Annotated in this window: 10 protein-coding genes; 8 read left to right on the plus strand and 2 right to left on the minus strand. The window is 68.1% G+C overall.

The features are described from left to right. The first annotated feature begins 381 nt into the window (after positions 1-381). The 8 genes from ACY466_RS00525 (at position 382) to ACY466_RS00560 (ending at position 15294) form a co-directional block, all read left to right on the plus strand. Complete coding sequence (locus ACY466_RS00525) at positions 382-1311, plus strand: alpha/beta hydrolase (protein WP_463248877.1); 930 nt, start codon at positions 382-384, stop codon at positions 1309-1311. A 265-nt stretch (positions 1312-1576) separates the two neighbouring features. Further along, positions 1577-3481: an alpha/beta hydrolase-fold protein gene (locus ACY466_RS00530; RefSeq protein WP_463248881.1), complete on the plus strand. Its 1905-nt coding sequence runs from the start codon at positions 1577-1579 to the stop codon at positions 3479-3481. Positions 3482-3627: 146 nt separating this feature from the next. Further along, positions 3628-4167 (plus strand): DUF732 domain-containing protein, encoded by a 540-nt coding sequence (locus ACY466_RS00535; protein WP_463248884.1) that lies wholly within the window; start codon positions 3628-3630, stop codon positions 4165-4167. 49 nt (positions 4168-4216) lie between these two features. After that, entirely contained in the window at positions 4217-5149 is a 933-nt protein-coding gene (locus tag ACY466_RS00540) for a cutinase family protein (protein WP_463252397.1), read from the plus strand. A gap of 194 nt (positions 5150-5343) precedes the next feature. Then, a complete protein-coding gene (locus ACY466_RS00545) occupies positions 5344-6348 on the plus strand; it encodes an LLM class F420-dependent oxidoreductase (protein ID WP_463248886.1) in 1005 nt (334 codons plus the stop codon). Positions 6349-6505: 157 nt separating this feature from the next. Continuing rightward, the gene (gene fadD32, locus ACY466_RS00550) at positions 6506-8404 is read left to right on the plus strand and encodes a long-chain-fatty-acid--AMP ligase FadD32 (RefSeq protein ID WP_463248888.1); all 1899 of its coding nucleotides are present in this window, start codon (positions 6506-6508) and stop codon (positions 8402-8404) included. Between the two features lie 33 nt (positions 8405-8437). After that, complete coding sequence (gene pks13 / locus ACY466_RS00555) at positions 8438-13753, plus strand: polyketide synthase Pks13 (RefSeq protein ID WP_463248890.1); 5316 nt, start codon at positions 8438-8440, stop codon at positions 13751-13753. Further along, on the plus strand, positions 13750-15294 hold the full coding sequence (locus ACY466_RS00560) for an acyl-CoA carboxylase subunit beta (RefSeq protein ID WP_463248892.1): 1545 nt from the start codon (positions 13750-13752) through the stop codon (positions 15292-15294). Before pks13 ends, ACY466_RS00560 begins: the two co-directional genes overlap by 4 nt. A 156-nt stretch (positions 15295-15450) precedes the next feature. Here the strand turns inward: ACY466_RS00560 and ACY466_RS00565 are convergent, their stop codons facing one another. Beyond that, positions 15451-16425 carry a hypothetical protein gene (locus ACY466_RS00565; RefSeq protein WP_463248894.1) on the minus strand — a complete coding sequence of 325 codons (975 nt, stop codon included), beginning with the start codon at positions 16423-16425 and terminating at the stop codon, positions 15451-15453. A gap of 239 nt (positions 16426-16664) precedes the next feature. Beyond that, positions 16665-20015, minus strand: a complete 3351-nt coding sequence (locus ACY466_RS00570) for an arabinosyltransferase domain-containing protein (RefSeq protein WP_463248896.1) — start codon at positions 20013-20015, stop codon at positions 16665-16667. Between the last annotated feature and the right edge of the window lie 9 nt (positions 20016-20024).

The following is a 20024-nucleotide window of genomic DNA, read 5'->3' on the forward strand; positions in this document are numbered from 1 at the left end:
GTGGTGTTCCGTCACGGCCACGCGTCGATTCCTCGTACCCCGGTGGATTCTTCCATCTCGGTTGTGTAACGCTGGTCCCGTCGTCGGGGATATGTGTAGATGATGTGCGTCAGCGCTTTCGGGCGGTCTTCGGGCCGCCTACGGGGGGCTGTGACGAAGCAAGGGGCGGAATTCCGAGTGCAGAATCGGCGATTCGCCCGAGATCGATCGAAGTACGAAGCGCGGCCGTCCGGCTGTGCAGAACTGTGAGAGGCCGAATGTATGCGTGACGGGTCCGTTACCGACGTCGCTGGTGACGACAGCGCTCAGCTGCCGAAGGCCACGCGCCTTCGCACCCCCCGAGTAGGCCGACGCATGCGTCAAGCCCTCGTATCCCTGGTGATGACCGCCGCCATCCCCATGGGACTGGCCGTGGTGGGCACCGGCGCCACCGCCAACGCCGCCTTCGATCCCGCCGCGCAGGATTTCGTGGTCGGTTCCTCGATGGGTGACATCAAGAGCCGAATCTGGCGCGCCGCGGACGGCAACACCAACCGCGTCGTCTACCTGCTCGACGGCCTGCGTGCGACCAACGACATCAGCGGCTGGGAGCACGAGACCAGCGCCGGTGCCATTCTGGCCGCGCAGAACATCAACGTCGTCCAGCCGGTCGGCGGACAGTCGAGCTTCTACTCCGACTGGTACGCACCGTCGAACTTCAACGGTCAGCAGACCACCTACAAGTGGGAAACCTTCCTCACCCAGGATCTGCGCAACGCGCTCCGCGACCGGTTGGGCTTCCGCTCGACCCGCAACGGCGTCGTCGGCATCTCCATGGGCGGCAGTGCCGCGCTGACTCTCGCGGCCTACTACCCGCAGCAGTTCAGCTACGCCGGATCGCTGTCCGGATACCTGAACATCTCGGCACCGGGTATGCGCGAGGCCATCCGTCTCGCGATGCTCGACGCCGGCCGATTCAACGTCGACGCCATGTGGGGCCCGCCGTGGGATCCCGCGTGGCTGCGCAACGACCCGTTCGTCTTCGCTCCGCGTCTGCGGGACAACGGAACGCGCGTGTGGGTCTCGGCGGCCAGCGGCCTGCCCGGCTTCTACGACCGCCCGGCCTCGCTGCTCGACTTCTACAACACCGCCAACGGCATGGGCCTCGAGGCTCTCGCCCTGGCGAACAGCCGCGCCTTCCAGGTTCGGATGGCCTCGATCGGCGCCAACAACGTCACCTACAGCTTCCCGGCGCAGGGAACGCACCGGTGGGGCTACTGGCAGGACGAGATCGTCAAGCTCGGCGGCGACCTCGGCGCCAACATCGGCTGACCTCTTCGGTCGAGAATCACAGCAGATCGACAGACCCCGACAGTTCACCGCGGTGCGGTGCACTCTCGGGGTCTGTGCTGTTCGGTGGGCGCGAATAGCACCCCATGACGCTTCTCCAGTAACATTTGCACCATCAGTCACAGCGAGCCTCCGGCCGCGACGCCGTTTCTCGGTGTAGAAAAAGTGCCACACACTCAGTTCACGGTGGGACGCATCCGTCCCGCGAGCGCTCGTAGCGTCGAAAAGAAGGAAGCGAGTCCCCCACATGCGTGTATCCAGCGCGGACCACCACGACGGCCGGCCGCCCACGCGGCGCCGCACCCGCCTCGCCTCCGCTCTGGCGATGTCGCTCGTGCTTCCGCTCACCGGTGGCGCCGTCGCCACCACGTTCGCCGCTCCGGCCGCCGCCGCGCCCGCCCAGGCCGCGCCGTTCCAGGCCGCGCCCGTCCAGGCGCAGCCCGCCTCCGGGGCCACCGTCAGTCGGGTCGACTGGCTCACCGATCGCCGGGTCGCCCTGTGGATCGACTCGCCGTCCATGGCGACCCCGATCCAGGTCCAGCTACTCCTCGCTCGCGACTGGAACAAGAACCCGCAGGCCACCTTCCCGTCCGTGTGGATGCTCGACGGCATGCGTGCCACCGACTCCGAGAACGGATGGACGGCGGAGACGGATGCCGAGTCCTGGTTCGCGGACAAGAACGTCAACGTCGTGCTGCCCGTCGGTGGCCAGTCGAGCTTCTACTCGGACTGGGTCGATCAGAACAACGGCAAGAACTACAAGTGGGAAACGTTCCTCACCCGTGAACTCCCGCCGATCCTCGAGCGCGACTGGCGTATGAACCAGACCCGCGCCGTGGCCGGACTCTCCATGGGTGGCACCGCGGCGATGATGCTCTCCGCGCGCAACCCCGGATTCTTCCAGTTCGCCGGATCGTTCTCCGGAATCCTCAGCACCACCACCCTGGGCATGCCCCAGGCCATCGGATACGCGATGCAGGACGCAGGCGGATTCGACGCCGCGGCCATGTGGGGCGTGCCGTCCAACGAGCTGTGGGCCCAGCACGATCCGTACGTTCTCGCCGAGAAGCTCGCGGGCATGAGCCTGTACGTCTCGAGCGGCAGCGGACTGACCGGACCGTACGACCAGCCCTCCACCCTGCCCGGCGTGCCGATCAACACGGCCGGTATGGGCCTGGAGATCCTGTCGCGGCTGACGTCGCAGACCTTCGCGACGAAGCTGAACAAGCTGGGCATCCCCGCCTCGATCAACTACCGCCCGTCCGGCACCCATACGTGGGACTACTGGCAGTTCGAGCTGCGGCAGGCGTGGCCGCAGATGGCCACCGCCCTCGGTGTCGAGGTCGAGAAGCCGGCGTGCAGCGTCGGCGGCAACATCGGCGGAGCGGCGAGTGGCAACGCCTGGATCGGCGACTGCCTCACCACCGAGTACGACGTCGCGGGCGGCCGCGCACAGGACTTCCGCTTCGGTCGGATCTTCTCCTCCGGCGCCGGCACCAACGTCGTGGCCGGCGCAATCGGCGGCGAGTACGCCTCGGCCGGTGGCCCGGGCGGTGTCCTCGGTATGCCGACCTCGGGTGAACTCCGCACGCCGGACGGCCGCGGACGCTACAACGCCTTCACCAACGGAATGATCTACTGGACGCCGCAGAACGGCGCCCACGCGGTGCGCGGCGCCATCCTCGACGAGTGGGCCCGCCAGGGCTACGAGAACGGCCCGTTGGGTTACCCCATCCGCGCCGAGGTGCAGACGCCGTCCAAGCCGGGTGCGGTGCAGGGCTTCGAGATCGGGGCCATGTACTTCTCGCCGAACAACGGCACGTACGCGGTCATGGGTCGAATCATGGACAAGTACGCCCAGCTCGGGTGGGAGAACGGCGCCCTCGGGTTCGCCATGACCAACGAGGTCCCCGTCCGCGACGGTGGTCGATTCACCCGGTTCGAGGGCGGCAACATCTACTGGAGCCCGGCCACCGGTGCCTGGTCGATCCGCAACGGACCGTTCTTCGACGCCTGGCAGAGCGCCGGGTACGAGAACGGCCGTCTCGGCTACGTGACCAGCGACGAGTTCGACATCCCCGGCGGTAAGCAGCAGAACTTCCAGAACGGCTTCGTGACCGTTCGGGACGGAAACGTGCAGATCGTTCCGTGATGCGGTGAGCTCTGCGGCCACGGTATCGATCTCGGTGATTCCACCGGATCGGTACCGTGGTTTTCGTCGGACCCCGAGACCCCGAGACCTCGGCCCGTCGGCCGCCCCGGTCACCCGACCACTCGAACGAAAAGGACACCACGTACGTGAGAACGACGCTCGCTCGCAGACTCGCCCCGGTGCTGCTCGCTGTCGCCGCCGGCGGTCTGCTCACCGCTTGTGGAGGCGACGACTCGGCCAGCAGCACGCCGTCGTTCACCTCGCCCGCCGCCACCACCACCAGCGCCGCCTCGACCACGGAGTCGGAGTCGGAGTCGGAGACCACCGAGTCGACCACCACGTCACCGGGTGCGGCGGCCACGAACCCGGAGGAGCAGGAGGCCGAGGTTCCCGAGGGATTCCCCGGGCCTGCCGCTCTGCCGCTCGACGAGCGCGGCACCCGGTTCCTGGACGAGCTGCGCGAACGTGACGTGACCGTGGCCGGGAACGGCGAGATCGCGATCAGCACGGCCAACTACATCTGCGCCGCCCAACGCGAGGGCCTCCCGGGTGACCAGGTGCTGACCTTCGTCACCGCCAACGTCGGGGCCGAGGCATCGGCCACCGGCACCGAGATCTCCGCCGAGGACGCGTCGCAGACCGCACAGACCTACATCGACGTCGCGTCCTCGACGTACTGCGGTTAGGCCGCCCGTGACCGTTCGGTCGAAGCGCCGCTCGCCGCTGCGATTGCTGATGATCGCCGTGGCGATCCTGGTGATCGTCGCGCTGGTGATCCTTCTGCTCTGGTACCTGCTCGCCGGTCGTCTCACCTCGCCCGAGCCGACCGATCCCCTGGACCCGGACCGCGACGTCCCGCAGTCCCAGCCCGCGGACTGCGCCGACGTGATCGTGGTGTCGATCCCCGGCACCTGGGAGTCCAACTCGGTGGACGATCCCTACGCCCCGACGGCCAATCCGATCTCGTTGATGCTGAACGTCTCTCGCGTGCTGCAGGAGCAGTTCCCGCCGGATCGGGCGGAGGTGTACACCGTTCCGTACGTGGCGCAGTTCTCCAACCCCGTGGCGTTCCCGCCGGACGGGCAGGCGTCGTACAACGTGAGCCGGTCCGAGGGACTGGCCAGGACCACCGACTTTCTCGCGCAGCGGTCAGAGCGGTGCCCGTTGAGTACCTACGTTCTCGCGGGGTTCTCCCAGGGCGCCGTGATCGCAGGGGACGTCGCCGCCTCCATCGGTGCGGGCAACGGCCCGGTCCCGGCCGATCGTGTCCTCGGCGTCACCCTCATCGCCGACGGCCGTCGGGACGGCGCCAGCGCCCAGACCGTCGGGCCGCCGTTGGACGGAGTCGGTGCCGAGGTGGCACTCGGTGGGCTCGACATTCCCGGCGTCACGATGACGGGTCCGAGGCCGGACGGGTTCGGCGCTCTGGCCGACCGCACCTATTCCATCTGCGCTCCCGGTGACCTGATCTGTGCGGCACCGCCCGAGGCGATGTCCCTCCGCAACATCCCGTCGTCGCTCGGCGCTCTCGCGGGCGCCGCGGGTAATCCGGTGCACGGTTCCTACGCGAGCTTCGTCGTCGACGCATCCGGAACGACGGCGACGCAGTGGACGGCGGCCTGGGCGGCCGGTCTGGTCGAATCCGCCCCGCGACCCGCGCACTCCTGACGTTGTGAGAGATGGCAAGCGGGTTTGGTCGAACAGGGCGAACCGCTAGAGTCGACCCTTGGCCCGACGGGCTCCGGTAGGGAAACCGACCGGACCGGAGTCCGCTCTGACCTCGAACAACGACGATGTGGGGCGTCGATTGTGACTTTCCACGGACCGCCTGTGATTTTCCACCGACCCAGGAGTGAAGATTGATGAGTTCTGCCGAGGACGCGGCGATCAGCCCGCCCCTGCGCAAGTTTCGCTTCGCAGCGGGTGGTGAGGGCAACCCCGACGAGGGTGGCGCCCGGCGATTCGTCAAACTCGCGCAGAAGGCCGAGGAGCTGGGGTACGACAGCTTCATGATTCCCGATCACCTGGGCAATCAGGTCGGACCCATCGCTGCTCTCGGGGCTCTGGCCGTCGCCACGGACAAGATCCGGCTCGGCACGGCGGTGCTGGCGAACGGTTTTCGCCACCCGGCCGTCCTGGCGAAGGATGCCACCACCATCGATCAGATCTCGGGCGGACGGCTCGAGTTCGGTATCGGTGCCGGGTGGATGAAGGACGAGTACGACAAGGCGGGAATCGCCTACGACAGCCCCGGAGTGCGGATCGAGAAGCTGGACGAGGCGCTCACGGTTCTGGACACCCTGCTGCGCGGCCAGGAGTGCACGTTCCACGGAAAGCACTACCGGATCGACGGGCTGCAGGGCAGTCCGCGGCCGCGTCAGGGACCGCGCCCGCCGATCATCGTCGGCGGCGGTGGACCTCGCATGCTGACCATGGCCGCCAAGCACGCCGACATCATCTCCCTCGTGCCCAGCAGCACGAAGGAAGGGAAGATGAAGCTCTCCGAGATCACCATCGAGAAGAGCATCGAGCGGGTCGAGACCATCCGTCGCGCCGCGGGCGACCGCTTCGACTCGATCGAACTGAACTGGACCATCACGTCCATCGTCGTCTCCGACGACCGCGAGCAGACCGCGGAAATGGCTCTGGGCGCGCTCGACAGTGGATTCCCGCCCAATGTCGAGGTCGACACGAAATTGACGGTCGAGGACATTCTGAATTCGCCGTACATCGCCATCGGCAGATTCGAGGAGATCGCCGAGCAGATCAGGAACGTGCGGGCGAAGACCACGATGTCGTACGTGGGGGTGTTTCCCACGCAGATGGAGGCATTCGCACCGGTCATCCCGCTGTTGTCCGGCGAATGACCGACACGGACTCGGTACCATGACCTCGGCTCCGTCGACAATGGTTCACGGAGCGGGTCCGCAGAAGACACACGGAAGTAATATGACGTCGCTCGGCGTAGTGCCTTCGGCCGACGCAGGAACGAAGCGGTGACACTCTGCTTCGGAGGAGATGAAGATGATAAGAGCGTTCGACGAGTATGTCGACGAGTCCGGCAACATCACGATCAGTGACGACCTGACGCTGGTGCGGCACGTCGAGGGCAACGTCGCCGACAACGGCGACGCCCTTGCCTACCGCTACATCGACTACTCCCGTGAGCGCGACGGGGAGAAGCAGGAGCTCACCTGGGCGCAGTTCGGATCGCGTCTGCGCGCCGTGGCCGCTCGCCTGCAGCAGGTCACCTCGCCCGGCGACCGCGTGGCCATCCTCGCGCCCCAGGGTCTCGACTACGTCGTCGCCTTCTTCGCCGCGATCTACGCCGGCACCATCGCCGTCCCGCTGTTCGATCCGGACGAGCCCGGCCACAGCGACCGCCTCCACGCGGTGCTCGGCGACTGCGAGCCCTCCGCGATCCTGACGGCCACCAACTCCGCGGCCGGGGTGCGTGCCTTCTTCCGCGCCCTGCCCGCCGCGAAGCGTCCCCGCGTGATCGCCGTCGACGCGATTCCCGACAGCGTCGGGGAGACCTGGGTCGAACCCACCGCGGATCTGGACGACATCGCGTACCTGCAGTACACCTCCGGGTCCACCAGGACACCCGCCGGCGTGGAGATCACGCACCGGGCGGTCGGAGTCAACGCACTCCAGATGGTCGACACGATGGAGATCACCGAGGACTCGCGCGGGGTGACCTGGCTGCCGCTCTTCCACGACATGGGCCTGCTGACGGTCATCCTTCCCGCTCTGGGCGGCAAATACATCACCATCATGAGTCCGCGTGCGTTCGTGCAGCGTCCCGGTCGTTGGATCAAGGAGCTCGCCGCGGTGTCCGACGGCGCCGGCACCTTCGCGGCCGCGCCGAACTTCGCGTTCGAGCACGCCGCGCAGCGCGGCCTCCCCAAGAACGGGGAGAGCCTGGATCTGTCCAACGTCATCGGGCTGATCAACGGCAGCGAGCCGGTCACCACGTCGTCGATGAAGAAGTTCAACGACGCCTTCATGCCGTACGGGCTGCCGAAGACGGCCATCAAGCCGTCGTACGGAATGGCCGAGGCCACGCTGTTCGTGTCCTCCACCAAGCACACCGACGAAGCCCGGGTGGTGTGGGTCGATCGTGATGCCCTGAACCAGGGACGCATCGAGCGGACCGCCGAGGGTGCGGACGGGGCGATTCCGCAGGTCTCCTGCGGATACGTCTCCCGGAGCCAGTGGGCGGTCATCGTCGACGTGGAGACGTCGAGCGAACTGCCCGACGAGCGCGTCGGTGAGATCTGGTTGCACGGTCAGAACATCGGCCGGGGTTACTGGAATCGCGCACAGGAGACCGAGGAGACGTTCCGCAACACGCTGGCCTCGCGGCAGTCGACCTCCTCGCACGCGGACGGCGCCGCCGAGGACGCTCACTGGATGCGTACCGGGGACTACGGCGTGTACATCGACGGTGAACTGTTCATCACCGGTCGGGTCAAGGACCTGGTGATCGTCGACGGCCGCAACCACTACCCGCAGGACCTCGAGTTCTCGGCCCAGGAGTCGAGCACCGCTCTGCGTCCGGGCTTCGTCGCGGCGTTCTCGGTGCCGGCCAATCAACTCCCCGACGTGGTGTTCGAGCACGGCGGCGCGAGCGGGCTGAGCCGTGATCCGGAGGACGGGTCCGAGCAGTTGGTCGTCGTCGCCGAGCGAGCCCCGGGCGCCGGCAAGGCCGATCCCGCGCCCGTCGCGGACACCGTGCGGGCCGCGATCTCCGCGCGCCACGGCGTCACCGTGCGCGACTTGCTGCTGGTTCCCGCGGGATCCATCCCCCGCACCTCGAGCGGCAAGATCGCGCGTCGGGCCTGCAAGGCGGCCTACATCGAGGGCACGCTCCGCGGCGGGTACCAGCAGACCGCGTTCCCCGACAATCCCGAAGACTGATCACCCACGCGGGTAGTTTGGCGATGCAACGAGATGGCTGAAGAAGACACCACGACCTCCGCCCCGGCCACCGAGGCGGTCACCGGTTCCGAGATGACGGTGGCTCAGCTGCGCGAATGGTTGCGCACCTGGGTCGCCGACGCCACCAACCAACCGGTGGAGCAGATCTCCGACGATCGACCGATGGAGGAGTTCGGGCTCTCGTCGCGAGACGCGGTCGCACTCAGCGGGGAGATCGAGGACCTCGTCGGGGTCACCCTCACCGCCACGGTCGCCTATCAGCACCCCACGATCGCCTCACTGGCGACGCGCATCATCGAGGGTGAGCCGGAGTCCGAATCCGTCGCCACCGACGACGCCTTCTACCTCTCCGCCCCGACCGGGACCGCGCACGACGTCGCGATCGTCGGCCTGGCCTCCCGTTTCCCCGGTGCCGGCCACACTCCCGAGGAGATGTGGGACATGCTCGCCGCCGGCCGCGACGGGATCAGCGACCTTCCCGACGGCCGGTGGTCGGAATTCCTGGGCAACCCGCGCATCGCCGAGCAGGTGGCCAAGACCGTCACCAAGGGCGGCTACCTCGACGACGTGAAGACCTTCGACGCCGAGTTCTTCGCGATGTCGCCGCGGGAAGCGGCCAACGTGGATCCGCAGCAGCGTCTCGCCCTCGAGCTCACGTGGGAGGCGCTCGAGAGTGCGCGTATCCCCGCGAACGAACTCAAGGGGACTCAGGTCGGCGTCTTCATCGGCAGCTCCACCAACGATTACCAGCTCATCGCGGTCAGCGACCCCGATCCACACCCCTACGCGCTGACCGGGACGTCGACGGCCATCGTCGCCAACCGGGTGTCGTACTTCTACGACTTCCGCGGACCGTCCGTCACGATGGACACCGCGTGCTCGTCGTCTCTGGTCGCGGTGCACCAGGCCGTGCGCAGCCTGCGCGACGGTGACTCCGACCTGGCCCTCGCCGGCGGCGTGAACATGCTTCTCGCCCCGCCCGCCACGCTGGGCTTCGGACAGACCGGAGTGCTCGCGCCCGACGGCCGGATCAAGGCCTTCTCCTCCGACGCCGACGGCATGATCCGCTCCGAGGGCGGCGGCCTGGTGGTCCTCAAGCGACTCGAGGACGCCGAGCGTGACGGCGACGACATCCTCGCCGTCATCGCGGGCACCGCCGTCAACCAGGACGGCCGGTCCAACGGTCTCGCCGCTCCCAATCCCGACGCGCAGGCCGAGGTTCTCAAGACCGCCTACCGCGACGCCGGCATCGTGCCGTCCACCGTCGACTACATCGAGGCGCATGGAACCGGCACCATCCTCGGCGACCCCATCGAGGCCGACGCGCTCGGTCGCATCGTCGGGCGGGGACGCGCCGACGATGCGCCCGCCCTCCTCGGCTCGGCCAAGACGAACTTCGGTCACCTCGAAAGTGCAGCGGGCGCAGCAGGATTGATCAAGGTCGTTCTCGCGATGCGGGAGGATCATCTGCCGCCGTCCATCAACTTCGCCGGTCCGAACCCGTACATTCCGTTCGACGCCGCGCACCTGAAGGTCGTGGACCGGGGTGCGGACTGGCCCCGGTACTCCGGCCGCGCCGTCGCCGGCATCTCCGGCTTCGGCTTCGGCGGGACGAATGCGCACGTGGTGGTGCGCGAGTACGTGGCGGGTGGTGCTGCCGCTTCGGCCGTTTCCGCTCCCAGTTCGGCCGCCGCCGCTCCCACTTCGGCCGCCGCCGCTCCCAGTTCGAGTGAGGGGCACCCTGACACCGCAGGACGGACCGAGGGTGCCCCTCACTCGGCTGCGGATCCGGACGCGCCCGTGTTCGACCCGTCCGCCGTCGATCCCGACGCAACGGTGGTCGAGCCGGTCGGAGTGCCGGACGAGGTGGCTCCCGCTACCGCTGCCGCTGCCGCCCCCGCTGCCGCCCCCGCCCCCGCCCCGAGTGAGGGGCACCCTGATGTCGCAGGACGGACCGAGGGTGCCCCTGACTCGGGCGCGACGCCCAGCGACGCAGCCCCCGCAGCCGTACTCCTCGCGGTGTCGGCGTCCATGCCGTCCCGCCGCCGCCGCGCCGCCGCGGATCTCGCGGACTGGCTGGAGAGCGAGGCGGGGAGCACTGCCGACCTCGACGCCGTCGGTCGGGCTCTCGCGAAGCGGAACCACGGGCGTTCGCGTGCCGTCGTGATCGCGACGAATCGCGCGGAGGCCGTCACCGGTCTGCGCGCGGTGGCCGCGGGCAAGCCGGGCGCCGGGGTGTTCTCCGCCGACGCACCCGCGTCCAACGGCGCCGTCTGGGTCTTCTCCGGGTTCGGTGCCCAGCACCGTCTGATGGCGAAGGAGTTCTACGGCGCCGAGCCGATCTTCGCCGCCGCGTTCGACGAGGTCGATACGCTCATCGAGGACGAGGCCGGATACTCGATCCGCGACATCGTCTTCGACGATGCGCAGACGTACGAGTTCGAGAACTCGCAGGTCGCCATCTTCGCGATCCAGGTTTCACTGATCCACACCCTGCGCGCGTACGGCACGGAACCCGCTGCCGTGGTGGGCCATTCGATGGGTGAGGTCGCAGCCGCCTATGCGGCGGGGGGTGTGAACCTCGAGGACGCCGTGCGGATCATCTTCGCGCGCTCTCGTCTGCTCGGCGAGGCCCAGGAGGGTCTCGGCGAAGCTGCTGCGGGAGCCATGGCGTTGGTCGAGTACTCCTCCGCGGAGGTCGGCGAACTCGCGAATCGATTCCCCGGCATCGAACCGTGCGTCTACGCGGCGCCCACCCACACCACGGTGGGAGGCCCGCGGGAGACGGTCCGTGAACTCGTCGAGTACGCCGAGTCGCAGGGAAAGATGGCGCGGATCCTCGATGTCCGCGGCGCGGGACACACCTCCGCCGTCGACCCCCTTCTCGGGGAACTGGCCGCCGAGGTCACGGGAATCGAGGCCGCCCCGCTCCGGGTGGGCATGTTCTCCTCGGTGGACAAGGACACGTTCTACCGGGCCGGGCACGACGCCGTGCACGGAGTCGACTTCTGGACCAAGGGTATGCGGCATCCCGTCTGGTTCACCCAGGCGGTCAAGGTCGCCGTCGACGCCGGCTACACCACGTTCGTCGAGCTCTCGCCCAATCCCATCGCGCTGATGTCGATTGCCGCAACCGCTTGGGCCGCAGGCGTTCCCGACGCGACGCTGGTCCCTACCCTGAAGCGCAAGGAAAGCGAACCCGCGACGTTCCTCGGCGCGCTCGCCGAGCTGTACGTCCGCGGCCACGGAGTCTCGTTGCCGAGCCTGTTCGGCGACGGTGAGCACGCGAACATCCCGCGCACGGCGTTCCAGCGGAAGCACCACTGGATCGATGCGCCGGTGTCGATGGGGTCCTTCTCGGGCGCCGCCGGAGCTCGGGTCGCACTCCCGGACGGTCGATTCGTCTGGGAGACAACGGCATCCACGGTCAAGGATTTCGCTGCGCTGGCGTCGGCAGCGGCTGCCGAGGTTCTGGACGACGTCACCGTCGGCGCAGTGGTGGCCACTCGGGAGGTTCCCACCACCGGCACCTTGACGACCACACTGACTCCGCATCTCGGTGGCGCGTCGTTGCAGATCCACTGGCACGACGGCACGACGTTCCACTCGGTGGCCGACGCGGTTGTCACCGCGGGAACCTCGGCGCCGGGTGCCGTTGCCGTGTCGCCGAGCGACGCTGCGACCGACGCGGCCGCGTCACCTCTGCCGTCGGAGGACGGCGACCTCGACGTCGTCGAGGACTTCGGTGACAAGTGGGATCCGCAGGGTTCGCAGAAGCTCGAGGACCGACTGGCCGGCATCGTCGCGGAGTCCATGGGGTACGCACCCGAGGATCTGCCCGCCGAGATCCCTCTCATCGAGCTCGGTCTGGATTCGCTCATGGCCGTGCGTATCAAGAACCGTGTCGAGTTCGAGTTCGACATCCCGCAGTTGCAGCTGCAGGCCGTGCGTGACGCGAGCCTGCGCGAGGTCGAGAAGTACCTGCGCTACGCCGTCGACAATCGCGACGAGGTCGCCGCGATGGCCGAGGCCCAGCGTCGGGAGCAGGAAGCCGAGGCGGAGTCCGACGCTTCGGTCGCCGAGCAGGCCCCGGTGGCCCCGTCGGATCCGGTCGAAGCCGTTCCGTCGGAGGAGGTCTCGCCTCCGCCCGGCCCCACGGTCGCGGCCGCGTTCGAGGCGCCGGCGACCGAGGCGAGCGACACTGCCTCGGATGCACAGGCATTCAGCGAGGCGACCGGGCAGGACGTCGCTCCACGCGACGCCGCCGAGCGGCTGACGTTCGCGACGTGGGCCGTCGTGACCGGGGAGTCGGCGAAGGGAATCTTCAATCCGCTTCCCGTGCTGGACGATCCGACGGCGGAGAAGCTCGCGGAACGACTGAGCGAGCGGTCGAAGGGCGAGGTCACGTTCGACGACATCCTCGATTCCGAGACCATCGAGCAACTGGCGAACGTGGTGCGCGAGTACCTCGAGGCCGGCGACGTCACCGGTCTCGTACGCACGCTCCGGGCGCGTCCGGAGGGTTCGGATGCCGTGCCCGTCTTCGTCTTCCATCCTGCCGGAAGTTCCTGCGTGGTCTACGAACCGCTGCTGCGCCGTCTTCCCGCCGGCACTCCGATGTACGGGCTCGAGCGCACGGAGGGGCCGATCGAAGAACGTGCGGCCGCCTACCTGCCGGTGTTGCGCGAGATTCAAGGAGACGGACCCTACGTTCTCCTGGGCTGGTCGCTCGGCGGTGTGTTGTCCTACGTCGTGGGCTCGATGCTGCGCGAGCAGGGTGCCGACGTCCGGTACGTCGGGCTCATCGACACCGTCATGCCGTACGAGCCGATTCCGGACACCCCGGAGGAGATCGAGCTCCGCTGGAAGCGGTACGCACAGGTGGGCAAGAAGCTCTACAACGTGGATTACCCACTGCCGTACGAGAAGTTGGCGCAGGCGGACGACGACGGTCAGATCAAGATCATCATGGACATGGTGAAACTGAGCAACGCCAAGATTCCCGGCGGCATCATCGAGCACCAGCGAACGTCGTGGCTCGACAACCGCGCGATCCAGACGGCGCAGCCTCAGCCGTACGAGGGTGACGTCACGCTGTACATGGCGGACAAGTATCACGACGACGCCATCTCGCTCGAACCTCGACTGGGCAAGCGGGAATCGCACGGCGGGTGGGGCCCGTACGCGCCGAACCTGGACATCGTCTACGTCGGTGGCGATCATCTCGCGGTGATCGACGAGCCGTACATCGCCAAGATCGGCGCCGATCTGACCGAGAAGATGAAGACGATCGCGGCGTCGCCGCAAGGAAGCGGGTCTCTCTCGTGACATCGACCACGGCCGCCAAGCTCGCGGAACTCCGGGAGAACCTCGAACGCGCCGCGGAACCCGCCGGCGAGGTTGCTCTGGCCAAGCGCGCGAAGAAGGGAATCCCCAGCGCGCGTGACCGGATCGACATGCTGTTGGACCCCGGTTCCTTCGTCGAGGTCGGTGCGCTGGTGCGTACGCCGGGCGACCCGAACGCGCTGTACGGCGACGGCGTCGTCACCGGCCACGGAACCATCGACGGACGGCCGGTGGTCGTGTTCTCGCACGATCAGACCGTGTTCGGTGGCACCGTCGGAGAGATGTTCGGCCGCAAGGTCGCTCACATCATGGAGGTGGCGGCGGACATCGGCTGCCCCTGCATCGGTATCAACGATTCCGGTGGCGCGCGAGTGCAGGACGCCGTCACCTCCCTGGCCTGGTACGCCGAGATCGGTCGCCGTCAGGAACCGCTGTCCGGAATGTGCCCGCAGATCTCGGTGATCCTCGGCAAGTGCGCGGGCGGTGCGGTGTACGCGCCGATCAACACCGACATCGTCGTGGCCACCGAAGAGGCCTACATGTTCGTCACCGGTCCGGACCTCATCAAGTCCGTGACCGGGGAGGACGTCAGCCTGCACGATCTGGGCAGCGCCCGGAAGCAGGCCGAGTACGGCAACGTGCATCACGTTGCGGCCGACGAGAAGTCGGCGTTCGACTGGGTGCGGCGCTACCTGTCGTACATGCCGTCGAACTGCACGGAGAAGCCTCCTTTGATCAACCCGGGTCTGGAACCCGAGACGACGGCGGACGATCGGTTCCTCGACACGTTCATGCCGGACTCGGACAACGCCGGGTACGACATGCACGACATCCTGCTCCGCATCTTCGACGACGGCGAGTTCCACGAGCTCACCGGACAGACCGCGCACAACCTGATCGTCGGGTTCGCACGCGTCGACGGTCGACCGGTCGGGGTGTTGGCCAATCAGCCGATGTTCCTGAGCGGTGCGCTCGACGCCGCGAGCTCGGACAAGGCCGCGCATTTCATCCGGTTGTGCGACGCGTTCGACCTCCCGCTGGTGGTCGTCGCCGATACCCCCGGCTTCCTTCCCGGACTCGAGCAGGAGAAGATCGGCGTCATCAAGCGCGGCGGTCGTTTCATCTTCTCCTACGTCGCCGCGTCGGTTCCCAAAGTGACTGTGGTGGTGCGGAAGTCGTACGGCGGTGCCTACGCCGCCATGGGGTCCAAGCAACTCGGCGCCGACATCAACCTGGCGTGGCCGACGGCGCGTATCGCGGTGATGGGTGCCGAGGGTGCGGTCAGCATCATGGCTCGTAAGCAGTTGGCCGAGGCCGGCGAGAACGCTCCCGCTGTGCGTCAGGCCTTCATCGAGTTCTACAACGAGTTCGTCGCGACACCGTGGATCGCCGCGGAGCGTGGCTACATCGACGCGGTCATCGAACCGTCGAAGACGCGGCTCGAGGTGCGACGGGCGCTGGCGCTGCTGCGCGACAAGAAGAAGCCGGCAAGTCCGCGTAAGCATCACCTGTTTCCGTACTGACCGGGGCGGTGCGGGCAGGCTCGAACCGGTCCTGCACCGTTCGCGCGCCGGAGTGAGGGTGCCGTTGGGTCCGTCTCGAGAGGTCAGGGTGCCCCTGACTCCGATTCGGTAGCGCCCCCACCGGAGTGAGGGCGCCGTTGGGTCCGTCTCGGGAGGTCAGGGTGCCCCTGACTCCGAACCGGGGTGCGGTCTGACGCGCACGGGGGGCCGTGGTCTCGCGACAGCGGCCGCGTACGCCGCAGCGAGCTCCGACCTCACCAGGTCGGGGGAGTCGCGCACCGTGCGAGGCAGGTGCGAGATCACGATGATTCCGTGAGCCTGCATCCGAGTGCGGCGCAACAGGGTTCGCTCGTGGTCGGCGATCGTGGAATGGTGGGCCAACGAATCGATCTCCCACGCGAGGGCCACCTCGTCGATCCACACATCGGGGCGGGCGATGAACTGGCCCGACGCGTCGACGATGTCGCAGTTGGCCATCATGGTCGGCAAGGTCGTGGTTGCGTAGAGCTTGTGAGCTCCGACCTCGGCGATCGAGTGCGCACCGGATCCCAACTTCTGCAATTGCCGACGCGGTAGCGCCGTACCACGGGTGGTGCACTGCGCGAGTTCGATGGCCAATTCGTCGACGGACGTGGCTCCGCGCTGGATCGACTTGGCGAGGATGTCCAGGCACTGTTCTTCGGTGCGGCACCGCCGGACCGCGTCGACCGTGGCGCGCGTGATCGGGGCGACGGCGATACCGCGATGATGGGTGGGTTCGGGGAGGCGTCGACTGCGCTCGATTTCCGTGAACTCCACGGATTTGCGGCGGACATGGTGCGGTACGAGGACGTGGACCGGGTTCGACGACGAGCGGTATCCCAGCACCGCCAACGCCGACGTGCCGGTGAGGATCGCGTCCGTACCGGCGTACATGAGCGCCGCGACAACACGTTGGTGTTCACTGACGTCGCCGTTGTGCAGAACGATCACTCCCGGCAACGTTCGCTGCCACGGTCCGTCCGGTAGACACCGCCGCACGATCCCCGACGCCGACACACCGAGTTTCTCGAGCGTCGACGTTCGGATCACCCCGTGCGGCGACGCCGTGCGCACTGCGTCGGCGATCTCACTCCACTTCCCCCGTTTCATGGGCCCACGATTGCACGCGCGAACTGCCCGAATGCTCTGCGAGAACCGGTCTGTGGATAACCGCCGAAGACGTTCACACCTGTTGATCAGCGCGCCGATCCGAGTCAGGGGCACCCCGATCGCGTGTGACGGACCGAACGGCACCCTCACTCCGGTGGGCGGGCTGTTGACCGGGAGTCAGGGGCGCCCCGACCGCGTGTGACGGACCGAACGGCACCCTCACTCGGGCCGGGTAGAGGTCAGTACACCCGCAAAGTCCCCGGCGACCACAGCCCACCCCGCGTCTCCACGGTGGTGTCGACCTCCGCTGCCGTCGCGTCCGGGTTGTACCGGTCGTAGCGTTCGAGGGATCCCCAATCCCGTCCCCAGTCGTTGTTCAGATACGTGGGGACGGTGACCGCGGCCGACAGCATCTCGGTGAAGCCCAGGGGGCCGCCGTTCTCTGCGGCCTGCCAGGTGTCGGTGGAGGACACGGCGAGTCCGCGGTCCGGGAGGATGCGGAAGTTCGGCACCTCGGCGATGCCGCCTCGGTGGTCGAACGGCCGCTGGCAGGGGAACTGCAGCCCGACGGCCCAGTCCAGCAGCACGGGCTGCTCGGTGCCGATTTCCTCCTGCAGGGGCGTCACGACCGGCACGCGCGGCGGGGTGAAGGCGAGCCACTGATCGCCGGTGAGGTTGGGGTCGTTGGCGACGATCCGAACGGCGTCCACCTCGTCGGGCAGCTCGTCGAGCGGTACCCGCAGATTGCGCCACGAGGGAGCCGGTCCGATGTCCTTGGGCAGGTACGTACCGAGAGCGTCGATGTTTCCGTCGGGCTGCCGCACGCCGTACTCGACGAGCAGCGACTGACCGTAGGTGGACGTTCCCGTCGTCGGGTCCTCGGACCAGATGCGGCCGGCGGCGGTGACCACGATCAGCGGTGCGGATTCGCTGCGCTCGGGCAGCCCGTACCAGCTCGAGGTGGCGGCGGCCGGCGTCTGGGCGCCCGGCTGGTACGAGCCGAGGACCGGGGTGGTGGCCGGGTCGAGACCGTAGGGCAGGGCGGCGGTGGAGCCGTTGACTCCCGCTTCGCCGACGCCGCCGCCGGTTCCCGACGCCTGGCCTTCCTCGAACGCCGCGCCGACACCCTGCTGGTCGGTGTTGCCCTGTCCGGGGCGAACTTCCACCGCATCCGCGCTCAGGTCGGTGGGCACGCCGTTGGGGTCGAATCCGGTCGAGTCCTCGCCGCCGAGCGGCCCGAGCTCGGGATCCACCGGCCCCGGTAGCGCGGACAGGATCCCCGCGTTGGGGTTCGACTCGACGAGCACGTCCCGGGCCAGCCCACAACTGTTTCCCGCCAACGATTGCACGTTCGATCGCGCGAGCGAGTACGCCGGGTACTGCGAGATCGCACCCTTGAGGAGGGAGAGCACGGCGAACAGCACCATCATCCCGGCGACGACGGTGAGCGGCGCGGCCGCGAACTTGCGAATACGACGTCCGCGTTCGGAGCCGGCCCGCGGTTGCGGCGGCGCGAATCCCTCACGCAGGTACTGCCACCCGGCCAGAGCCAGCGCGAGGAAGAACAGCGCCAACAGAAGGCTGTTGGACTCGAATCCGTTCAGGGAGACGGTCTTGTCGAACCACGGGACGCCGTAGCTCGAGACGTACCAGTAGCCGTTGATGCCCGAGAAGGACAGCGCGAGAACGAAGATGAGCCCCGCGGTGAACACCGTCCGGTTGCGCCGCGATCGCAGGGCGCTGGCCGAGACCGCGACCGCGGTGAGGGCGGCGAGCGACCCGGCGATACCCGCGTAGACGCCGAAGTGGTGTGTCCACTTGGTCGGGTTGAACATCATGAAGAAGATCGTGCCGAGGACGACGCCGAGCAGACGCCACGCCGGACCCGACGGGACTCCCGGAATCCGCTTGCGGCGCAACAGGACGAAGAGAGTCGTGAACAGGCACAGCAGCATCGTCAGGAACGCGAAGCGGCGGGCCACGGACCCGTCGACGGTCTGCACGAAGAGGTAGTAGTACCGCAGGAAGTCGTTGTACCAGGGCAGGTTCGGACCGATGAGCGTGCGAACGCGGGTGGATTCCTGGACGGTCGCAAAGGTCTGGTCCGCGAAGACCACGATGAGAACCAGGAGCCCCGCGGAGGCGATGGGGGCCAGGAGTGCCGGTGTGCCGACCCATCGGTGCCGCTTGACCACGATGCGGGTCAGCGGCCGGATACCCGTGAGGATCGCCGCGACACACATCAGACCGGTGGGGGCGGCGGCGAGGGTGAAGGCGCCGATCAGTGCGGCCGCAGCGGCGGGAAGCAGCCGGCCGGTCGCGATGGCGCGTTCGACCGAGCACCAGGTGAGCAGGGCGCCGAGGGCGACGACGGGCTCCGGGCGCAGGCCGTTGTTGTAGGGAAGCCAGAAGGCGAGGAACACCAGGCCGCCGGTCCACAGCGCCACCGAGTTGTTGCGCACCGCTCGGCCGAGTCGGGGGACGACCTCGCGGCTGATGACCAGCCAGCAGAGGATGCCGGCGATCAGTGCGGGCAGACGCATCCACGGACTCGCGGTGGAGATCTTCGCGAAGGCGGCGAGCACGTCGTAGTACCAGCCGAACGGAGCCTCGGGGACGCCGAACCACCGGAAGTAGTTGGCCATGTAGCCGGAGTTCTCGGATACGCGGGCCATGGTGAGGAGATAGCCGTCGTCCGCGGTGTTGGCGCCGAAGAAGTGCCACCCGACGAGGACGGTGACGACGGTGGCGTCGATACCCGACAGCTTCCACCACCCCGAGGGGAAGAAGCGGCGGTGACGACGGCCGTCGACGCCGTCGAGTCGGGCCAGCGCGGCGAGCGAGATGACGGTGGCCAGGACGGCGCCGATCATCACCATGAGCTTGAGCAGCGTGGGACTCGACGAGAAGCGGGAGTCGACGTCGACGGTCACGGACAGGCCGGGGAAGTCGGCGACGCTGCCCTCGAGGTCGGTGTACAGGCCGACGACCTGCGGCCGGAGGTCGCCGCCCAGCTCGCCCTCGCGGGGGGTGCCCTGTGCGTCGGTGAGTCCGTCGAACGCGGCGTAGGTGCGGTCGATGTCGGATTCGACGGTGATGGTGCGGCAGGCGGTGGACTGCAGTTCCGACCGCGGAGCGCTGGCCACGACGACGTTCCGGTCGAGCACGTCGACGGTGTCGGACGAGACGCGGACGAACAGAGCGTTCAGGCCCGCGCCCTCGCCCTGCGTCGGGGCCGTGGCCAGGAGCAGGCCGCCGGCGGCGGGGAGTTCGGCGACGGCCTCGCACGGGATGGAGATCGACAGGGAGACGGGCACCTGCGACATCAGGGGGATGTCGACGCCGGCCACCGTGTCGCCCTGCGGCCACTGCACGGAGGTGTCGTCCTGGGCCACCGGGAGGAACGGGGTCAGGAGGGCGAAGAGTGCGCCGAGAACACCGGTGACGATCGCCAACATTCGGGGCGTTCGGTACTGCTGCCGTGCGTCGTCGGAACCGACCGCGCGGGCGGTTGTGGGCTCGGTCGTCGACGAGGTGGGGGCGGCGGGCACGGCTACCGATCGTAAGCGATCAGGACACGCTCCCTGCATTCGCCGGTG

The sequence above is a fragment of the Rhodococcus sp. K11/5 genome (assembly GCF_055193735.1).